General features: G+C 42.1%; 20 protein-coding genes. 7 read left to right on the top strand and 13 right to left on the bottom strand.

Features of this window, described 5'->3' with window-relative positions; genetic code table 11:
- From AHMF7616_RS06790 to AHMF7616_RS06775, 4 genes are all read right to left on the bottom strand, one after another.
- Positions 1 to 690, bottom strand: a complete 690-nt coding sequence (locus AHMF7616_RS06790; RefSeq protein WP_115372201.1) for a DUF2461 domain-containing protein — start codon at positions 688 to 690, stop codon at positions 1 to 3.
- A gap of 184 nt (positions 691 to 874) precedes the next feature.
- Positions 875 to 1,771: a hypothetical protein gene (locus AHMF7616_RS06785; RefSeq protein ID WP_115372200.1), complete on the bottom strand. Its 897-nt coding sequence runs from the start codon at positions 1,769 to 1,771 to the stop codon at positions 875 to 877.
- Positions 1,772 to 1,820: 49 nt separating this feature from the next.
- A complete protein-coding gene (locus AHMF7616_RS06780) occupies positions 1,821 to 2,684 on the bottom strand; it encodes an anti-sigma factor (protein WP_115372199.1) in 864 nt (287 codons plus the stop codon).
- Between the two features lie 12 nt (positions 2,685 to 2,696).
- On the bottom strand, positions 2,697 to 3,245 hold the full coding sequence (locus AHMF7616_RS06775; protein ID WP_115372198.1) for an RNA polymerase sigma factor: 549 nt from the start codon (positions 3,243 to 3,245) through the stop codon (positions 2,697 to 2,699).
- Positions 3,246 to 3,640: 395 nt separating this feature from the next.
- Here AHMF7616_RS06775 and AHMF7616_RS06770 point away from each other — a divergent pair, with 395 nt between their 5' ends.
- On the top strand, positions 3,641 to 4,486 hold the full coding sequence (locus AHMF7616_RS06770) for a phytanoyl-CoA dioxygenase family protein (RefSeq protein ID WP_115372197.1): 846 nt from the start codon (positions 3,641 to 3,643) through the stop codon (positions 4,484 to 4,486).
- A 580-nt stretch (positions 4,487 to 5,066) separates the two neighbouring features.
- Here the strand turns inward: AHMF7616_RS06770 and AHMF7616_RS06765 are convergent.
- Both AHMF7616_RS06765 and AHMF7616_RS06760 read right to left on the bottom strand, forming a co-directional pair.
- Positions 5,067 to 5,447, bottom strand: coding sequence for a hypothetical protein (locus AHMF7616_RS06765; protein ID WP_158546113.1), 381 nt, complete (start codon positions 5,445 to 5,447; stop codon positions 5,067 to 5,069).
- An 84-nt stretch (positions 5,448 to 5,531) separates the two neighbouring features.
- Positions 5,532 to 7,001, bottom strand: coding sequence for a family 43 glycosylhydrolase (locus AHMF7616_RS06760; protein WP_199474143.1), 1,470 nt, complete (start codon positions 6,999 to 7,001; stop codon positions 5,532 to 5,534).
- A gap of 230 nt (positions 7,002 to 7,231) precedes the next feature.
- Between AHMF7616_RS06760 and AHMF7616_RS06755 the strand changes: the two genes are divergently transcribed.
- The 4 genes from AHMF7616_RS06755 (at position 7,232) to AHMF7616_RS06740 (ending at position 12,518) form a co-directional block, all read left to right on the top strand.
- A complete protein-coding gene (locus AHMF7616_RS06755; RefSeq protein WP_115372195.1) occupies positions 7,232 to 8,191 on the top strand; it encodes a bestrophin family protein in 960 nt (319 codons plus the stop codon).
- A gap of 582 nt (positions 8,192 to 8,773) precedes the next feature.
- Positions 8,774 to 9,313 carry a (2Fe-2S)-binding protein gene (locus AHMF7616_RS06750; protein ID WP_115372194.1) on the top strand — a complete coding sequence of 180 codons (540 nt, stop codon included), beginning with the start codon at positions 8,774 to 8,776 and terminating at the stop codon, positions 9,311 to 9,313.
- Positions 9,310 to 10,305: an FAD binding domain-containing protein gene (locus tag AHMF7616_RS06745; protein ID WP_115372193.1), complete on the top strand. Its 996-nt coding sequence runs from the start codon at positions 9,310 to 9,312 to the stop codon at positions 10,303 to 10,305. The genes AHMF7616_RS06750 and AHMF7616_RS06745 overlap by 4 nt, the downstream gene beginning before the upstream one ends.
- Positions 10,302 to 12,518, top strand: a complete 2,217-nt coding sequence (locus AHMF7616_RS06740; protein ID WP_115372192.1) for a xanthine dehydrogenase family protein molybdopterin-binding subunit — start codon at positions 10,302 to 10,304, stop codon at positions 12,516 to 12,518. The genes AHMF7616_RS06745 and AHMF7616_RS06740 overlap by 4 nt, the downstream gene beginning before the upstream one ends.
- Positions 12,519 to 12,639: 121 nt before the next feature.
- Here AHMF7616_RS06740 and AHMF7616_RS06735 read toward each other — a convergent pair whose 3' ends face one another.
- The 5 genes from AHMF7616_RS06735 to AHMF7616_RS06715 form a co-directional block, all read right to left on the bottom strand.
- Positions 12,640 to 12,969 carry a hypothetical protein gene (locus tag AHMF7616_RS06735; RefSeq protein WP_115372191.1) on the bottom strand — a complete coding sequence of 110 codons (330 nt, stop codon included), beginning with the start codon at positions 12,967 to 12,969 and terminating at the stop codon, positions 12,640 to 12,642.
- Positions 12,970 to 13,101: 132 nt separating this feature from the next.
- The gene (locus AHMF7616_RS06730; protein ID WP_115372190.1) at positions 13,102 to 13,416 is read right to left on the bottom strand and encodes a hypothetical protein; all 315 of its coding nucleotides are present in this window, start codon (positions 13,414 to 13,416) and stop codon (positions 13,102 to 13,104) included.
- Positions 13,417 to 13,526: 110 nt separating this feature from the next.
- Positions 13,527 to 14,075 (bottom strand): hypothetical protein, encoded by a 549-nt coding sequence (locus tag AHMF7616_RS06725; RefSeq protein ID WP_115372189.1) that lies wholly within the window; start codon positions 14,073 to 14,075, stop codon positions 13,527 to 13,529.
- Between the two features lie 58 nt (positions 14,076 to 14,133).
- On the bottom strand, positions 14,134 to 14,598 hold the full coding sequence (locus AHMF7616_RS06720) for a hypothetical protein (protein WP_115372188.1): 465 nt from the start codon (positions 14,596 to 14,598) through the stop codon (positions 14,134 to 14,136).
- Between the two features lie 91 nt (positions 14,599 to 14,689).
- A complete protein-coding gene (locus tag AHMF7616_RS06715; RefSeq protein WP_115372187.1) occupies positions 14,690 to 15,598 on the bottom strand; it encodes a hypothetical protein in 909 nt (302 codons plus the stop codon).
- Positions 15,599 to 15,637: 39 nt separating this feature from the next.
- Here AHMF7616_RS06715 and AHMF7616_RS06710 point away from each other — a divergent pair, with 39 nt between their 5' ends.
- Both AHMF7616_RS06710 and AHMF7616_RS06705 read left to right on the top strand, forming a co-directional pair.
- Complete coding sequence (locus tag AHMF7616_RS06710) at positions 15,638 to 16,069, top strand: helix-turn-helix domain-containing protein (RefSeq protein ID WP_115371424.1); 432 nt, start codon at positions 15,638 to 15,640, stop codon at positions 16,067 to 16,069.
- 5 nt (positions 16,070 to 16,074) lie between these two features.
- Entirely contained in the window at positions 16,075 to 16,683 is a 609-nt protein-coding gene (locus AHMF7616_RS06705) for an IS630 family transposase (RefSeq protein WP_233507284.1), read from the top strand.
- Positions 16,684 to 17,828: 1,145 nt separating this feature from the next.
- Here AHMF7616_RS06705 and AHMF7616_RS06700 read toward each other — a convergent pair.
- A complete protein-coding gene (locus AHMF7616_RS06700; RefSeq protein WP_115372186.1) occupies positions 17,829 to 18,524 on the bottom strand; it encodes a 3-keto-disaccharide hydrolase in 696 nt (231 codons plus the stop codon).
- Between the two features lie 202 nt (positions 18,525 to 18,726).
- On the bottom strand, positions 18,727 to 19,683 hold the full coding sequence (locus AHMF7616_RS06695) for an SGNH/GDSL hydrolase family protein (RefSeq protein WP_115372185.1): 957 nt from the start codon (positions 19,681 to 19,683) through the stop codon (positions 18,727 to 18,729).
- Positions 19,684 to 19,768: the final 85 nt, after the last annotated feature.

Here is a 19,768-nt window from a genome sequence, read left to right as displayed (position 1 = left end):
TTATTCCTTGGTACTCACTTCCAGCATGGGGTGATGTAAAAAATCTTTTAATGGCAATAAAGTCTTAGCAATGGTAAGGCATTGACTTAAGAGATCTGGCTGAACGAGTTGCTTATCTGTTAAAGAGTGAGTAGCTACCCAACTCCGATGTTTCAGGTAATTTATAGCTGGGTTGGTAGCTTCGTAGCCTTTGGGGTTTGTTTTTAATTTTTCACCGGCCAGCTCCCGGCCGAAACAACCCGTAAAATCAGGATTCTGCACGATACTGGCAAACACCGAAAAATTATAGTCTATTTCTTGCCGTACCGCTTTCAGGTGATTGGCCGGGGGCATCCACAAGCCCCCACCCATAAAAGATTGGTTACCCGGACTCAAATGAAAATAATAACCTGGATACACCGATTTGCGACCGCCCGGTGCCAAGTATGCGCCAAAATGATCTTTGTACGGACGCTTATCATTGGAAAATCGCACATCGCGATAAATCCGAAAAACAATATCCTTTGCGTGCTGGTCGCTTACACTGGCATCAAACGCACCAATACCTTTCATCCACTCGGTAACAAACTGCAAAAAATCTTCGCGCGCTTGATCGTAGCGAACCTTATTTTCCTGAAACCAATGGCGGTCATTGTTACTTTTTAAATCCGAAATAAATTTTAAGGTATCTGGTTGGAAATGCGTGTTCATTTAGTTGAAAAGTTGTAAGGTTACAAGTTACAAATTGCAACTTGTTAAATTAAAAGGTTTTGCTTTTACTAAAAATTGGAAAGTTAAGAATCTATTTTAAAGTTGATGCGCTATATTCTTAGATTCTATTATTTCATTATTTCTAATGGTTAAACTTGCAGCCTGCAACCTGCAACTTGTAACTCTAATGCTGCCAGTAAGCATACCGCCGGATAGATTTTAACTCTAAAGTACGGCCATCGTAAGATTTTTGGCGCAATAAGGCGTGTGGGTACTGGGTATCGAACCAGTATTGGCTTTGTTTATCGGGATTTAATTGAACGGTAACGAGCCAGGCACCAGATGCAAATTTAGAATCGGAGCTGCGACTAACTTTAAACTGCGCTTGGTATAGCTGTGGTGGAGTAGCTTTAGACGTTTGCTGTAATTCGTAAACCGGTGCCGAAAATTTTAAATTTTCGGCAAATTTAAGGCTCCGCAATGTGTAAGGCAGTTGATCTTCGAATAAAGCCAGTTTTTTTAATTTTAGCTCGCCGGTTCCTTGGTTATCCCAGTACGAATTAAATTGATAATTAAAAAAGTTGCCTATTTGGTTAATGGCCTTAAAAGTAGTGCCGCACCATTCCTGCGACGAACTCGTTAGTTTATAAAGTATTAAAGGATTTTCTCTTTTAAAAAATAAAGAGGTTAGATAATGGTACGGGTAATTATCGGTGGGTATGCGGGCAAATTCGTTTACTTTCATCACCGGGAACAGATCTTTCCGTTGATAATCATCCGTTTTAACGTTAAAAGCTTTGTTAAAATCTTCTTTAACCGTAATTAAAGTATATTCAAACTGCCGCGATTTATTATATACCACGCGTTGTGCCTCGTAAATAGCCACTTCGGCTAAGCCGTCGTCCCAGAATTTATCTTGCGCCCACGCCGATTTAAAATTTTGACCATAATCGGCTTGGCCAAAGGTGTCCGAGGGGTTAGAGCAGGAAAGTACCCCACCGGTAAAAACACCTAAAGCAAGCAGCATAAGCAGGTACGATTGATCAGGCAAAAACAGGTTAGAAAAAAACTTCCGGAACATGCCCCAAATATACCACGTGGCAATGAAGCCACCAGCTCTTTTGTCGGATTTAAATCTGACCCATTACGTACATATCAGCCATAGTAGGATTAACGCTGCCGCCTTTCGGCTCCAGAGTAATGGCAAAAGCTTGGGCCTGATTAACGGCTTTCATGCGCTGAACTGCCGTAGAATCGGAACGATCGCTTAACATGCCGGCATCTATGGGTTTGCCGTTTTCTAAGGCCCACAATTGATATTGCCGGTTAGCCGGGGGCTTAGGCAAATCCGCCACTTTTACAAATACATCTTTGGTTTCGGTATTCCAATAAACCACCGCTAAGGAAGACGGCGATTTAGGAACACCTTTTAACTTAACCTTTTGCGTAAGACGGTGGGTTATTACCGCCAGTTCATCCGCGGTTACCTGGTATTTCTGATTAACTTGTTGCAATTGCTGGGCATAGCTCTCCTGCGTAGCTAAAGCTACCTGGTAGCGGTTTTCGGTAGTTTGCCAGTTACGATAAAAATAAAAATTTAATCCGGCACTTATTAATAGCAAAACTGTAGCCGCCATGGCCCACCAACTATTAACCGAGCGTACCGGCACCGGGGAAACAAAACCAGGATTATCCAGGTCTGGCGAGAAAGGAATTTGCTTAAAATTACTTTCCCCAGAATCTGTTGCGGAATACTCGGGCAACCCTGGGTTTGCATTTATTCTGCTTAAAATATTTTCTTTTAAATGAGCTGGTGGTTCAACGGCATGTAACTGGGCGTAGGTATCTAGTGTTTCAGATATAGCATCCAACTCTGCTTTAATTTCCGGGTAAAGTGCGACCATACGTTCCACTTCGGCCTTTTCGGGCGGTGTTAGAAGTCCGGTGGCGTACAACTCTAATACTCCGGATGCTATGTATTCCTGAATATCCAATTTATTTATTACTTATTTCAAAAATTTTCCTAATGCTTTAATGGCGGCTCTGGCCCGGGTTTTAACCGTACCCAGCGGAATAGCTAATTCCTCGGCCACTTCACTCTGCGTAAATCCATCAAAATACATCATATCAATTACTTTCTTTTGTTCCGGATTAAGTTTCTCGGTTAACTCCTTTAAACCAATATGTTCCGGGCGAAAGCTACTTGTATCGGCGGTGTATTGTACCTGGCTTTTTTCTAACGCTTGTGTTTTAGAACCTACGCGGTATTGTCGCGAACGGATTTTATCAATTGCCAAATTTCGGGCAATATTTATAAGCCAAGTAAATAATTTTCCTTTGGATGAATCGTAAGAAGAAAAAGACAACCAAATTTTTACAAAACACTCTTGCAGCACATCTTCGGCTATTTCGGTATCTTTTACAATCCGTAAAATTACCCCGTACAAAGCCGCCGAATACATGTCGTACAATTGCGTTACAGCGGCATTTTCCGGCACCCGAAGACGTGCTACTAGTTCTTCTTCTGAAATGGCTATCGGCTGATTTGGTGACAATTCTGAAAAATTAGTTTTGGATTTACTAGAGATTAGTTAAACCTCTTCAAACATAATGAATTAATCTGAAAATTATGTATTCAAACTCGTTTATCCAGTTTTTGTTTTACTTTTAAAATATTATTTAGCCATAAAGCGTGAGTTTTTAAAATTTGTAGTTATTACTTCCTTGCTCCGGCTGTAAATTGCTTCTTCTAATTTATAAAAGTTTTTCAAGAAAGACTCAATAAGCTAGTAAGCACCCAATTACATTTTTACTGTATTATTAAAAGAAAGATTATAAGACTACCGCATCATTTACATTTCGCATAAATTTAAGTAGGTAGCTGTCGTAACGGTACCGCTGTTTTTGGGGTATGTAAGGGAATCGGTTTCATTTGTAAGTAAAGCAGGTTATGGTGGAAGAAAAATTTAAAAAAATAGCTCTGGCTACCTATGATGTAGCCCAGATTATAGGCGGTTTGTACGGCGATGGAATTATTGCGCTGAAGAGTGCTTTTAGCCGGGAATGGGTACAGCAACTCGACGAAGATATTTGGGTATTGTACCAAGACGCCTTAAAACGCCCCGGTGGGGCCGTTGGTCGCGGCCCCAAACGCCACTACGTCGAAATTCACCCGGAAAATATTCGGGGGTTTGTAGAATTAGCGACACACCCGTGGGTAACGGCCGTTTGCACCGCCGTACTGGGTCTTAATTACAAAATTGTAGAAATCGGGTTTGATGTGCCGAATCCGGGCGCGGTAGATCAGCCTTGGCACCGGGATTTTCCGGCCCCGGAAGACACGATTTTGGGTCGTCGGTTAAATTCGCTGGCTTTTAACCTGACTACCGTGGATGTATTAGAAGATATGGGTCCATTTGAAATTGCGCCCGGCACCCAGTGGGATTTACCCGAGGGATTTGACCACGGCATGTTTCCGGCTAAAGAAAGCTACGCACGATACCAAGAACGGGCCCAGCGTAAAATGCCCCAAATGGGCGATATTTCCGCGCGGTCGGCGCTCACGATTCACCGGGGTACGGCCAATTATTCTGATAAACCGCGGCCGGCGCTGGTGCTGGGCGTAGATGCCCCTACTGCCAACAACGCCGAGCGCCACGATCTCCAGATTACCCGCGCGTACTTCGAAACACTGCCCGACGCGTTAAAGAAACACCTCACCTACCGCTTGGTAGATAAACTGGAACCGATCTACCAGGCCCATACCATTGAAGGTTTAATGATGGGGGAAGCTTGAAAAATAAAAAAATTTAAAAAAAGGCGATCCGGCAAATATTATAGCGGCTTTTTTAAACTAAAAATTTATTGTATCTAATTGAATAAAGATACCTTATAAAAGATGCCATTCCGAGTAGAGTTCGCGTGAGCGTTCTTTACCCGGGATCTATTGTATTTGTTAAATCGTGGTTTGGAGAGTTATGTGTTGCAGATGTTGGTCTTGGAAAATCAGTTAATGGCTATGTTATCATAAAAAACTAGCAACTAAGTAGTTGCTAGTTGTTCATTTCATAAAGCACTGAAAATCAATCAGCACAACGTAGTCTTTTGTTTATTTTAATTCAAGTACTTACTGAACGTGCGTTCGAGCTAAGCAAAGCCTACTTGAAATATAAGCTAATCTTCTTTATTAGAGTCATTCTGGAAGAATGTAACCCGTAAGTAACCGGTTAGATTCTTCCAGAATGACTCTAAATAGACGGGAAACACGCTCGTTTTAATCATTTTGACTAATACAGGCATGTTCTTTTGTTGTTAAGGGCTTAGCTCGAACCCACGTAACATACATATACTTTTTACAACGTTTAGGTTAGTCCTTGTTAATTTTTAATAAACTCCCACCAATCCTGCTCAAACTCCTTTGCTTCAATTAGAGTGGATTTAAATTTTTGGTAATCAAGCAGCAGTAAACTATTATCTGTAAAATAACAATAATTTTCGTCCAGCGGCATGGCTACAATAGCTTTCCCATTTCTATTAAATTTAATTTCTCGGTATACCGCGCTTTCTTCTTTGATGAACTCAATTTTCCAAAACGCTACTTTTTCGATTAATTCTTCAAAGTCCGGATTTGCTTTTGGGAGGATGGTGGTTAATACTTTTATAAGTGCGTTCCATACAAGCGTCTTAACCGGTCGCGCAATTATTTGATTAGATTGGGAAGCGGGGGCATTAAATTTCAGGTAGATGAAATCATTCATTTTGTAATACTTGATCATTACGCCACTGGCCTGCTTCTTGATTTTTTTAAATTTTTACATTTTTTAAGAAGTTAATCGAAAGTTTTAAGCCAATAAAACGTGATCGGGGTTAAATATTAGATTTACCGCTAACATTGCCCGGAATTCTTTATAACCGGCCTGCTCCGGATAATAAGCGTGTAAAATCAAAACTGGTTTACCTGCCGGATCTTTTACTACCGACGGGTGACCGGGTGCCCACCACTCCGCGGTAGATTGGAGCACCGGAACCGCCATTTTCCGGTAAGGCCCAATCGGCAAATCGGCGATGGCTACTCCAATGCCATATTGATCTGTTGAGAAATCGTTACCCGCGTAAAACAAGTAATAGTGCGTACCTTGTTTCGTAACCCAAACGCCTTCCACCAAATGCGCTTCCCAGGCCAAATCGTTTTGAATAATTTTAAATCGTTCCCCCACCAAACTTTTTCCGTCCGGTGCTAATTGCTGGGCGTACACCGGAGTTTTCATGAAGCGTAACACTTCCCGGATTTGGGTTTGTAAAGCCGGAGTTTGGTATTGACTTAAAGCTGCTAGTTGCTCGTAAAATAATAGATACCTTTCTGTTACTGCCTCTATAACTATTTGGGTAATTAAAAAACGCTCCATGGGTTCCCGGTCTTTGGCCCAAGGCCACAAGGTGCAAATAAAGGCCGTAGTTATCTGATCCGGACCTTCGTTGAATAATGTTGCTATTAAATCTGGGTGATGATAAAGCACATCCAATAACAGGCCCGGCCAGATGGCATTGTTATCTTCTTTCCAATACAAATAGGCGGTTTCGGCATCCTGTACATACACGTGCGGATCAATCACGTTTCCTCGTAAAACAGGCTTTTTATCCGGCACAAATGGACCTTCCGGATTGTCAGATTGCGCTTTACCAATACAAAGCTCGTGGGTATTTTTGTCGCGGGCTACAAAATAAATATGATACTGGTTCTGGATCAGGTGCATTTCGGGGGCCCAGTAATCGCTGATTAAAGGTCCGGCCGTGGCCCACTCGGGAGTTTTACCCGCCGGGAAAATAAATTTGACAAACTCCCAATCTTGCAAGTTGCGCGATCGCAACAATGGAAAAGCATTGGGGGCATCATTAGAGGTAGCCACTACATAATAACAGGAACTGCCGGCTGTATCTACCCGGATCACGGCCGGATCGCCGTAACCGTACAAAATTTCCGGATGCACGGCGGTTTTTAGAACGGCTCGCAGCGGTGCTTTAAAAGTTGGTTTTATTTGTTTTTCCTGCCGGTTTTGCGGAAGCCGCATGTTAAAATCCCGGGCTAGTTTTGCAAATAAATTTAAATACGCCAAATGATCGTTCCCGTTTAAATAATAGAAACATGTTTTCCCTACTCCCGACAATAAATCTGGGCTGGTAACTTCAAAAGTATAACCTGCGGGGCTTTGATGAAGCGATTCTTGCACAAGCACGCTAAAGCTAACCGGCGTGTGGTTTGGCGATGTTAACCTGATTGCTGTATCGGGAGCGGTAGGCTTATTTTCTGGCATCTGTTGTTAATAGTTTCGTTAATCTATCCGGGATTATCTGGCCGTTAAACCAGTACGGTCATCAGGGACAAGCCGTTTTTTTTAAAATCAAGGCTTGCTGCCGAAAAACAAAAAATAAGCAATTCTGCCCGAAAAGTACCGGTAAGCCTTTTTAACTACGGATGCCCTTACGTATTTTTTTAAAACCAAAAGCTATCTAATCGGTAAGAGGCATTATATACTTTAAAACTATGCTGATATACCGAAACTTAAAATGGAGCGTAATTTTATTTTACACCTGGAAAAGTATGCTGTATTATTTAATACTGGCTTTCGTAGTTTTTCTGTTGCACGATTATTTTAGTCTTTTAGAGTTACACGTGCCTTTTACCGCCATATCGGCTCTTAGCACCGCTTTAGCCATTTTTCTGGGTTTTAAAACCAGTAATGCGTACGAAAGATGGTGGGAGGCGCGCCAAATCTGGGGATCGCTGGTTAATTATAGCCGCGCCTGGGCCCGGCAGGTAATTACCTTGGTTAAAGCGGAAAATCCGCACCAAAATTCGGCTGTCCGGGAATTACAGCATCGTATGGTTTACCGGCATATGGGGTACGTGCACGCGCTGCGGGTATTTTTGCGCAAAAAACACCAATACAACCAACAAGGGCAAGAAGAAATTTACGAAGAACCAAACGAATACTCCGATACACAAGCTTTTCTATCTTCGGACGAATACGAGATTTTTACGCAAAAAAATAATCCACCTAATTTTTTACTGGAACAGCAAGGCAAAGATATGCGCATTGCTTTAGATAACGGCTGGTTATCGGATTACCGGTTAATAAAACTAGAAGAAACGTTAGTAGAATTTAACAACGTGCAAGGCCGGAGCGAGCGCATCAAAAACACGCCTTTCCCGCGGCAGTACAGCTTTTTCTCCCGGGTGTTTGTGTTTATTCACGCTTCCCTGCTGCCCTTTGTATTTGTAGAAGAGCTCGGCTGGGCCAGTATTCCTTTGTCCGTTATTATTTCATTTGTATTTTTATGCCTCGATTTAATTGGCGAACGTTCCGAAGACCCGTTTGAAAACCGCCTGGAAGACGTACCGCTCACGGCCATCAGCTTAACCATCGAAACTAACTTGAAAGAGCAATGGGGCGATCCGCGGTTTCCGGCCAAAAAAGATGCTACCCACGGTATTGTTTTATAAGTTTAAAGATTTACTGGTAAACCTGGGGCCAACAAAAATCTGGTTTTATTATCGGTTTTTTTAAATTTTTCTATTGTTCAGGCGTGCTTGCTGTAATTATGGTAAGCTTTTAAAGCATAATCCGTAGGACAAATAGACTTTCGTAGTTTTCTTATGAATGATCAATAGCCTATAAAGCAGATACAGATACGCCTACCTATCCTAAACTTAAAAACCTACAGGAAGGCTTCCAACCCGTATTATTTTTGAAAATGGTGGCAGGTTCGAGCAACAAGCGCTTACCAGCATTTATCCTTACCTTACAAAACCAAAGGCCCGCCCTGTGTAAAGACCATTCCTAAAAAAAGTATTTTTTAAATTTTTGCTTGGCCCGAAGTTCTTTTCCGGTAATTTGATTTTTCGGAAACTCACCTACTCCCATTTCTGCATTTAAAACAGAGATTCCGGTTAATTTACCAACTCTCGCCTGCTGGCTGCGTATCTGCAAACATAATCCGTAACGTCCGGCAATAGTTACTGTTTTTGCCTCCGTTCACCAGCATTACCCAGGCGCGATACCAGAAATTTTTTTAACTATTTTATATGGAAATCAGAACCGAACAGGCAACCCGGACAGTAATTCCGAGCCCCCTGCCTCCAAAACACGCTATTACTCTAATCATAAATGGCGTGGAAAAAAAGCTGGAAGTAGCTACCTGGACTACTTTGCTCGATTTGCTCCGGCACGAATTAGATTTAACCGGCACTAAGAAAGGCTGCGACCATGGCCAATGCGGCGCTTGTACCGTACTGATAAACAACAAACGTATAAATTCCTGCCTGACTTTGGCGGTAATGCAAGATGGGGCCGACATTACTACCATTGAAGGCGTGGCTACCCACACGGGCTTGCATCCGGTGCAGCAAGCTTTTATCGAGCACGATGCTTTTCAATGCGGGTATTGTACCCCCGGCCAGATTTGTTCCGCCGTTGGCTTACTAAACGAAGGTCAGGCAAATACCACCGATGAGATCCGGGATTTAATGAGCGGTAACATTTGCCGGTGCGGCGCTTACCCCAATATTGTAAAAGCCATTGAAGCCGCAAAAAGCCAGTTGACCGCCTTAAATTTAAAAAAATGAATCCTTTTACATACACCAAAGCCGAAAACGTGGCTAAAGCGGTAGACGAAATTAGCAGCCACTCCCGAGCTAAATTTATTGCTGGCGGTACCAACTTGCTCGATTTGATGAAGGTAAATGTTATGCGGCCCTCCCATCTGGTAGACATAACCCACCTGGATTTAGACAAGATAGAAGAAAATGCTACGGGTGGTTTACGCCTGGGCGCCTTAGTAACCAACGCCGATACGGCTTATCATCCGGAAGTAAAAAAACGTTATCCTTTGCTATCCAAAACCATTTTAGCGGGCGCTTCGGCGCAACTGCGTAACATGGCTACCAACGGAGGCAACCCTTTGCAACGAACCCGTTGCTATTACTTTTACGATACCGCCACGCCCTGCAACAAGCGCGAACCCGGCAGCGGCTGCTCGGCCATAAATGGCTTTAACCGCATTCACGCTATCTTGGGCACTAGCGAATCTTGTATTGCTACGCATCCTTCGGACATGGCGGTGGCTTTAGCGGCCTTAGAGGCTCAGGTGCTGGTTTCGGGAAAAAAGGGAGAACGCACTTTAAATTTCGCGGATTTGCACCGCTTACCCGGCAACACGCCCGAGCAGGATACCAACCTGGCACCCGACGAAATAATAACCGGCTACGATTTACCTGCGCAAGGCTTTGCCCAGCACTATACGTATTTAAAAATCCGGGACCGGGAATCGTACGCTTTTGCCTTGGTTTCGGTAGCCGTGGGATTGGCAATAGAAAGCGGTAGCATTATTACAGCCCGGGTAGCTTTAGGCGGAGTAGCCCACAAACCCTGGCGAGTTCCGGAAGCCGAAGCTTTGTTAACCGGAAAAACCCCCACCCGCGAAAACTTTACCTTATTGGCAGAAGCGTATTTACAAAGAGCGCAGGGTTACCAGCATAATACTTTTAAAATAGAACTAGCCAAACAAGCCATCGTCAGGGCTCTGGAGCAAGCCTCGCAAACGAAAGCAAACCCATGAAAACAGATTATATAGGCAAGCCCGCCAACCGGGTAGATGGGGCAGCAAAAGTAACCGGCGAAGCCAAATACGCGGCCGAATTCAATGTTCCGGATTTTCTGCACGGGGTGGTAGTTTCCAGTGCAATCGCGAAAGGTAAAATCATGCGGTTGGATACCCGTGCGGCCTTAGCCCTGGAAGGAGTTGTACAGGTTTTCACGCACGAAAACCGGCCTAATTTGGCTTGGTTCGACCGCAGCTACCAAGATGAAGATTCGCCGCCGGGGGCTCCTTTCCGGCCCTTGTACGACGAAAAAATCTTATTTAGCATGCAGCCTATTGCCTTGGTAGTAGCCGAGTCGTTTGAACTGGCCCGGTACGCCGCCTCGCTGGTGCACGTAGAATACAAATCAGAATCTCACCAATCCGATTTAGAAGCAAATCGGGAGAAAGCCTACAAACCTAAAAAATACAAAGGCGCGGAACCAAGCCCGCGGGGCAATGCCGCCGAAGCCATTACCCAAGCCGAAGTCAGAATAAAAGCTGAATACATGCATCCGGGAGAACACCATAACCCCCTGGAGATGCATGCCTCCACGGTGGTATACCAACCCGATGGCACTTTGCTGGTTTACGACAAAACCCAAGGTGTGCAAAACAGCCAGAAATACATCACCAACATTTTTGGCTTATCCAAAGCCGAAGCGCATGTAATTTCGCCTTTCGTAGGGGGCGCTTTTGGTTCGGGATTGCGGCCGCAATACCAATTGTTTCTAGCGGTTCTGGCTGCTCAGGAATTAAAACGATCGGTGCGGGTAGTGCTCACGCGCCAGCAAATGTTTTCTTTTGGTCATCGCCCGGCTACCGTGCAGCAAGTAGAACTAGGCGCTGCTCCGGATGGGGAACTGCAAGCTATTATTCACGAAGCCTTTGCCGAAACCTCGCAATTTGAAGATTACACCGAAAATTTAGTTAATTGGTCGGCCATGCTGTACCGCTGCCACGATGTGCAACTGGCACATAAAGTGGTAGCCCTGGATGTATACACGCCCCTGGACATGCGGGGCCCCGGGGGAGCATCGGGTGTATACGCCTTAGAAAGCGCTATGGACGAACTGGCCTATCAACTACACATGGACCCGCTGGAATTGCGCCTGAAGAACTATACCGATATTGATTTAAGTAAAAACAACCCTTTTTCGAGTAAAGAACTCCGCGCTTGTTACCAACAAGGAGCGGAACGCTTTGGCTGGGCCCAGCGCCACCCCACTCCGCGTTCCATGCGCGATGGTCATAACTTAATTGGTTGGGGCTTAGCCACCGGAGCTTGGGAAGTAGAGCAACAAAAAGCCAGTGCTAAAGCAGTATTGTCGCTGGATGGGAAACTTACGGTAAGCAGCGCCACTTCCGACATTGGTACGGGCACCTATACCATCATGACCCAAATTGCAGCCGAAACTTTGGGGTTACCGCTGGAAAAAGTAGATTTTAAATTAGGCGATTCTTCTTTGCCCGAAGCGCCGCTGCAAGGTGGCTCCTGGACGGCTCCTTCGGTAGGTTCGGCGGTAAAAGCGGTTTGCGAAAAAGTAGGCGAGATGTTATTTTCTCAGTCCCGTCAATTACCGGACTCTCCTTTTGCCAACGCTAAGTTTACCGATGTTACGTTCGCCAACGGGCAAATGCATTTAAAAAACAGTGCCTCCCAAGCGCTTTCCATAATTGATATAATGCGGCAAAGCGACCTGCATAGTGTAGAAGCGGAAGCCACCGCTAAACCCGAGTCGAAACAAAAAAAATATTCCATGTTCACGCATTCCGCGGTGTTTGTGGAGGTAAAAGTAGACGAAGATTTTGGTACGGTTCGCGTTACTCGGGTAGTGAGTGCCATTGCGGGTGGCCGGGTGCTTAATCCCAAAACTGCTGAAAGTCAAATTATTGGAGGCATTGTCTGGGGAATTGGTATGGCTTTAGAAGAAGAATCCGTAATGGACCATAACTTTGGCCGGTTTATGAACCATGACTTAGCGGAATACCACGTACCCGTAAATGCCGATATTCACGACCTGGACGTAATTTTTGTGGAAGAACACGACGCTATCGTAAACCCGATTGGCGCGAAAGGATTAGGCGAGATTGGGATTGTGGGCACGGCCGCGGCTATTGCTAACGCGATTTACCATGCTACCGGTAAACGCGTCCGCGACTTGCCCATTACCCTGGATAAGCTGTTGTGATTCATTTTTAGGGTTATCTGTTTGTTTATCCAATAATTTTTTATTCAATTTTAAAGAATGGCTCCTAACATACTGGGCTTTGCGTTGGAGCAGCTACCGTAAAGGTGTGGTTAGGCATTGTTTATTTTTCTAATTTAAAGGTGAATACCTTATAAGCTTCTTTCTGCTGGTATTCAGAATAGCAGGATAATGTTAAGGTATTTTGATGTAGACTTTCAATTAGATAGAAAGAACTTTTATTAAAAACTTCAATTTTAACCGTATTATATATTTCAATTAAATAGAGATAGCCTTCTTCTTTTTCACTGTTTTCATCCTCTAGTCTTATGTCAGTTAAATCGATGGATTTTATTTTTCTATCCGTATCCCAATATCCAGTTTGAAGAAACTCAAAGGATTTAACATTCCATTTGCTCTTTAAAAGATAATAGACCTGTTTTAAATCTTCCAAATTATATTTCTTATGAATGTTGCCTAACGTTTCAGGCTAAAAGCTATCGGGCTTAAAGTGTTACGGCCTTGGCCATTCGACAAAAGTAATGGTCTAATTGTAATTTCATTACATTTACCCGCCCGATTATTTTTAGCCATTGTTGTGCGAGCGTGCTTTTTTTAATTTATATGCTTTGACAATCGTCTTGATTAAATAAAAGCCTATTATCCAGGTGATTCCAAAAATTACCACACCTATAACCCACGCTAATCCTTCTTCACCTGCATATCGAAATCCAAAGGTTATGAATGCGGGAGAAATAATTATTTTTTCAAATGCTTTACGAAAAGGAGAGTTTGTTGAAGGATCGAAATGGGCTCCATAAAAATAAAAAAACGATATTGCGAAATAAAAAATAGTTATTCCTAACGAGCCAAATGCGGAATATTTAATTTCCTTTTTCACTTTATACTTTCAATTAACTCTATTACATGACGCACAACGGTCTCGTGTAAACGGCGGCAAGGCCGTCGGCCGTAGCTGCCGTTTACACGAGACCGTTGTGTGTAGTATTTTTATGTATGCTTATTGTAAGCTAAATGAATTTTATTTACCCATTCTTTACCCCACACACTCAATTCATAAGTCCAAACATATTCAGTCTTACCGTTTTCAGTCCATTTCTCCTCATTGCTGTCAACTGAGAGTCCGTTCTTGAAATCCTTGTGGAATATATAGAATGTATTACTATCCAGTTCTATTATCTCTTCCAGTTTATCTACGGCAAAAGAGCTGTCTAATCGCAGGAAAAATGAGTTGAAGAATCTTGCCGTTGCAAAATAGGAATCAGGGTCGCTTAGGTCTGGTTTTAGGGAAGAGAATATTTCTCTAAATTTCTCAACCTGAGTGAACGGGAATGTAAATCTTAATGTCGGTGCCTGAGATTCTCTTTGATGTAGCTTGTCCGTTGCTGCATTTGTTTCTTCAAGCTTCAAAACGGCAGCCTCAGGAATCTCCTTTCCAATGATTTTAGACAAAGCCATAAGAAAGTCACCAAGAAAATGCCTGCGTTCTTGCTGCTGTCTTAAATATCCTATTCTTTCCTGACGGCTTGTTTCTTTCATGTCAATATTACACACAACGGATTGGCTATGGCGCGTTCTTAATGCGCTTTAGGTTTTGTTATGCCTCGTTAATTATTTTGCTCCTTAAACCACTATTTACCTTTTTCTTATTTTCAATAAAGTTAAAAACCGTTAGAAGCGCTAAGTTTCTCATTACAAAGCTTTCATAATCAACAAGGAACCTTACAAATTCTATTAATACATCTTTTATACTAGCTCTGTAAAATGAATCTATAAAAGATAAAATCACCCCAAGTATAATTCCGAATAAAGCTGCTCGAATAATTACTTTTTTTGTGCTATTGTTTGTCTTTGGAACAATTACTTTGTATTGAAATGTGAAACCTAGTGCGATCATTGCTAGATCACCAAGTTTCCAAAACACAAAAACTATTCCTGGTGCTGAAGGCTCATCATAAGGCTCTAGAGGAAATAGCTTTTCAAAAAGTCCGTCAAAAAGTAAGAATGTTAAATAGCCTGCAATTGGTGGTAATACTGTCCTTATTGCTTTATTTAATCTCATGTCTTTGAATGTGGCATAACGTTTAGTATATGCAAAGTCCGCAACGAAGTGAGGATTATGTATATACTAAACGTTATGCCTTTGTTATTTTTTATCTTCCTAGTGTAAACCACGGGATTTCCAAAAGTCCTTTCTTAAAATAAAGTTTTACGACATCATTCTTGTTTACTTGGTTATAAAATTCTTTTGATACGGATACTTCTTCCTCCTCCTTCTGTTGCCCCCAAGCAGTTAGTTGCAAATAGTAATCCGTTGAACTGCCAGCGCTTATTCTCTTTTCCAATACTTTTGGATTAAATAGTTCCGGTTCAGATTTGTCATATAGGCAATTTAAAATTATTATGACACCAAATCCGTAAGCGAAAGTTATTAAAGACAAACTAATAACAGCAATCCAATCATTAACTCTTTTAATTTTAAATTCTTTGTTGCTTACTAATAAAACAACCATAATTATAATTGTAATTGCACTAGTTGAAATCCAGACCTTATCATAATTAAAAATGTTAAAGTCTAATAGAGTCCGCATAAACAATCCTAAACTAGGGATAATGAAACCATAACAAATTGTTGGATAAGCAGAGTTGTTTCTCTCATCAATCTTAATAAGTCCTTTTGAAAGTTTTAAGGCAATTATAGCAATTATAGGAACTGCAATTGAGGCAATAATAGCAAATTCATATGGGTTTGTCCAGAACCACGTCCATATTCCAACTATACCTCCAATCCAATTTATAATTTTAGCTGTTCCTCGGGCCTTTGAAAATCTTTCTTCTCTTTGTTTGGGAGTCTTTCCTAAAGATTGGTCGAAAACAATTTCAAGCTCTTCCTGTGCGGCATTTAATGAGTCTAAGTTCGGGTACTGAGATGCTAACCATTCAACTAATTCATTTGTTCTGCTAAAGTAGGTACTGATTTTAATTCTCTTTTTGTCAGGTTTATTTGGTTCAATTATTATATCGTTTTCATTAATTCTGAACCCAAGTAAGTACTGATTCAAAATTAAGCATAAGAAAATAGTAAATAGTAACTTTGCGCTATGCGCTATATCAAAGGACTTACTCCAGAACAAAAACACGCTTTAGAGCAAGGTCATAAAATGGGGAAAAGCTACCGGTTCCGCAACCGCTGTCAGGCCATTCTGTTGTCTGCTGCCGGCTACTCGGTTCAAGAGTTAGCGGCCATGTTCCAAGTAGCTGATCTCAGTATTTATCAGTGGTTCAATCGCTTTGAAGCGAGGGGAGTAACCGGCTTGCAAAACCAATCCGGCCAAGGCAGAAAGCCCTTGTTGAAGCTACAGAACCAGGCCCATGTGCAAGTAGTCGAAGAGCAGCTTGAAAAGGAAAACAAGCGCTTGAAACTAGCAAAAGCCCAAATCGAGCAGCAACTGGGTCAGTCCCTGAGTGAAAGTACGCTCAAGCGGTTTTTAAAAAAATTGGTTACCGCTGGAAACGCTTCCGCCAGTGGGTAAAGCCCTTGCAGGACGAAAAAGAATATGAACAAAAACGCACTACCTTATTTACTTTACTGTTCTTGGCCCAAGCTGGATACATCGACCTGTGCTTTGGGGATGAGAGTGGTTTTTCGCTGATGCCGACTGTTCCTTATGGTTGGATTAAAAAAGGCAAGCAAGCTTGCCTCTTAGCGCAACGCAGTGCCCGGGTGAATGTGTTTGGCTTATTGTCGACTACTAATCAGCTCACGGCTTACCAGAAACAAGAAAGCCTTACTGCTGATTTTATTATAGAATGCCTGGAAGATTTTTGCCCAACTATATCCCAAATGACGGTGATTGTTTTAGATAATGCCCCTTTACATACCAGTACTACCTTTCGCGCTAAACAAGCCGAGTGGGAAAGCAAAGGCCTTTACCTCTTTTTTTTACCTAAGTATAGCCCCCACTTAAACCGGATCGAACAACTTTGGAAGCAAATCAAACATCATTGGCTCAAAGCGGCGGACTATCTTTCTTTAACCCATTTGAAACAAGCTCTAGAGCGCATCATTACTGGTTTTGGTACCTCTTTTACCCTGGATTTCAAACAACTTGACTTATCCCTTTTTCCTATACTTAATTTTGATTGAGTACTTATTTCATTAAACAATAACTCCCTGTTTGATAAGATGCTTTTAGAATAAATTCTGTCTGCTTCAATTACTACTTTTCCAAATATTGTATCTAGTAATCCAATTACCATTAGCCCAATCATTCCCAATGAAACCGGAGTAAGAAACCAAATTAAATTGTTAGAATTCCCTTTTGCATTAGGCAGGAAAGGCATAAATAAAAGCCATCCGAAAAGAAAGATAAGTAGTGGAGCAGTTAGATATATGAAAACTGCCCATCCCCTTGCTACTCTAAGTTCTATCATTGAATTTTTATTCTATAATGAGGCATAACTTACTGCTAAACGACATTGGTGCGTTTAGTACACCAATATAGCGGTATAAACGCACCTAGCTGAACAAATATAAAATACTATATTAATAATATCTAATATTTCTTCTTGCATTTGGTCCTGCCAGCACCGTACCGCTTATTAAGGTGGTTCTAAACCGACCCGAAGTGTTTATGCCCGCAAACTACTCTTAATCTTATAGCGGTAAGCCACTGGCCGTTGGTACCACGGCACTTTTTACAGGTAATACCCTGCTTTATTCTGTCTTCTTTGAAATAATTTTTACATTTCTGTTCATTTGGTTAGTGATTTAAAAAGGTTAGTATGCACCTGTTTTAAGTTAAAGCTGACGACACCAACACGCTGCTTTTTTATTCAAGTAAATTACTTTAAGTTGTGGTCTAAATGCTTCGGGTAATCGGCCCGATTGTCATTTTAATTTTAAAACGCAAGTAGTTTTTAGTTAGGAGATTTAAAAGTAATTTAATCAACAAAATTAAACTAAAACAAAGTTGTGTGCTAAAATCTATTACTCGTAGAAAACGGGTTTGTAAAAAACGATTTATCAACTAATTTCTGCGGAATAAACAATACGTAAAACTTCATTTTCTACTGGCCAAGTACTTTGTTTTCATTAGATTTAATCAAAATAAAATGCCGGTTTATTTAAATTCAAGGCTATTTTTTTAAATTTTTAATTTTTTATAACCACAAAAAAGCCCGTAATTTAGATCTACGGGCTTTTTTGTGGTTGGAGTTAATCAAAATCTTCTTATTTCCTATGATTCGGAAGTTGCAGAAACATAAGTTTATGAAGCGACCTACAGGATCTTACAAGGTTCGTACTTTAATATTCTTCAGCCAAACTTTTTGCCCGTGATGCTGCAGCATGATGCGGCCGCTGGTTGTTTTCGCAAACTTCGGGTTGTCTTTGAACTTGCTGCTACTGATTAATTTATTCATTTCCGGAGAATCTATTTCGTACTCCACCACTTTGGCGCCATTCAGCCAATGCTCCACGTGCTTGTTGTTCACGATTAACCGGGATTGATTGTATTCTCCTACTGGCTTTAACTTTTTGTTTACCGGCACTATCAAATCGTAAAGCGAACCCGCCGAACGAATTGGGGCTTTATCATTAAAGTTGATGTCATCCAGCAGTTGCATTTCAAAATTATCCAGCCAGTTGGGGCTGTTGCCATTCCCCGATTCGTGGCGCGAATCTTCCTGCACGTGAAAAAATACGCCACTGTTGCCGGCTTCCGATACTTTCCAATCCAGTACTAATTCAAAATTTTTAAAATTTTCTTTCGTCACCAGGTCAATGTTGGGTACTCCGGTTTGGGCTACCAAGGCATTATCTTCTATTTTCCAGGCTTCCGTCGGGAAACCATCCAGCATGTATCCGCGCAAAGGAGCTGCCGATTTTCCGTCGAATAAGTAAATCCATTTCCCGGCTTTTTGCGCGGTTGTTTTAAAGTTGACCAGAATAAACAAGGCCAGGAAGTAAAATTTAAATTTTTTCATTTTTAAATGGTGCTAGAACGCTCTTACAATCTTACAAGGAAGCAATTTACGAGATAGATCTTGATTTTACGCGAATTACTTATTGCTAATCCTTTTCTCGGGCGAATGCAGGCCAGTAGTTTGTATCGTAAAAGAAGTACTTTTTACACCCGAATGCCTTTAGTTAAAAGCATAGACTAGCATCTGCAGAAAATCAAAAAAATTATTTTTTACTGGCTAATAAAGTTTGCAGTTGCTTTTTAAGTTCGGCGGCTTTGGTTTGCGCTTCCGAGAGAGGTAAACCCGCCGGCAAGCCAGGGCGTTGGTGCTGGGTATCGCTGAGCCAGGCGTCGCGCAGTAAATTTTGGCGTTCCGTTACTAGTTTTAAGTACTGGGTGGCTTCCGGAATTTGCTTTAAACTTTCGGCGATGCTTGGTGCTGTAGCGGCTTCCTTAAAACCAATGTATTTTAAAACTTCGCGGCTCATAATCCAGTGGCCGGTTTCGCCCGGATGTACGCCGTCCGGAGCCAAGGCAAAGCCATCTATTTTAAATTGCGCATCTACCAGGCGGTGCGCCCGCAAGTACTTCTGCATCGGATAATGAATATCCACCACTTCCCATTTGCCAGATTTTCGTTGACTCATTAACCAATCGGCGTATTTATCCAGTACCGCTGCGTAGCCGGTTTGTTTTCCTTTATATTCGTCGTAGTCCGGTGGGGTTACGTGAATAATGCGGGCACCACTTTTTACTACCTGCTCGTGCAACCAGGTAATTCCTTCTTTAAACTTGGCAAAGCGGGCTTCGTCGAAAGGTAAATAAATGCCGTCGTTCATGCCGTAGCAAGCAAATACCTGGTCGGGTTTAATTTTTTCGAGTACCCGGCTGAGCCTTTCGTGCAAATCGGGCCGCGGAAAACTTCCGCCGGCGTGCCCTTCCTCCGACAATCCCGATACCGTTTCGCTGGGTAAGCCCACGTTTATAAATTCCAGGTTCCTGGCTGGATTTTGGGCCATCACGTAAGCCGCTACATTGTTCACGTAATTGCCGGCATAGGTAATGCTATTGCCTAAAAATACAACACGCTGCACGTTTGGCGCCATAGGCTGGGCCGAAACACTAAACACAGGAATCAGCAGAAAACTTAAAATTAGGGTAAACCGCAAACTTCTATTCATGAGATTTATCACATCAAGGTTAACTATAAGTGGCTGGGATAATTACGGTAAATTATCTCGAATTCTGGTTATTAAAAAATAACCG

This window comes from Adhaeribacter pallidiroseus, assembly GCF_003340495.1.
Taxonomy (GTDB): domain Bacteria; phylum Bacteroidota; class Bacteroidia; order Cytophagales; family Hymenobacteraceae; genus Adhaeribacter; species Adhaeribacter pallidiroseus.
The sequence above is the reverse complement of the archived record's forward strand: the minus strand, read 5'-3'. Positions and strand labels throughout refer to the sequence as shown.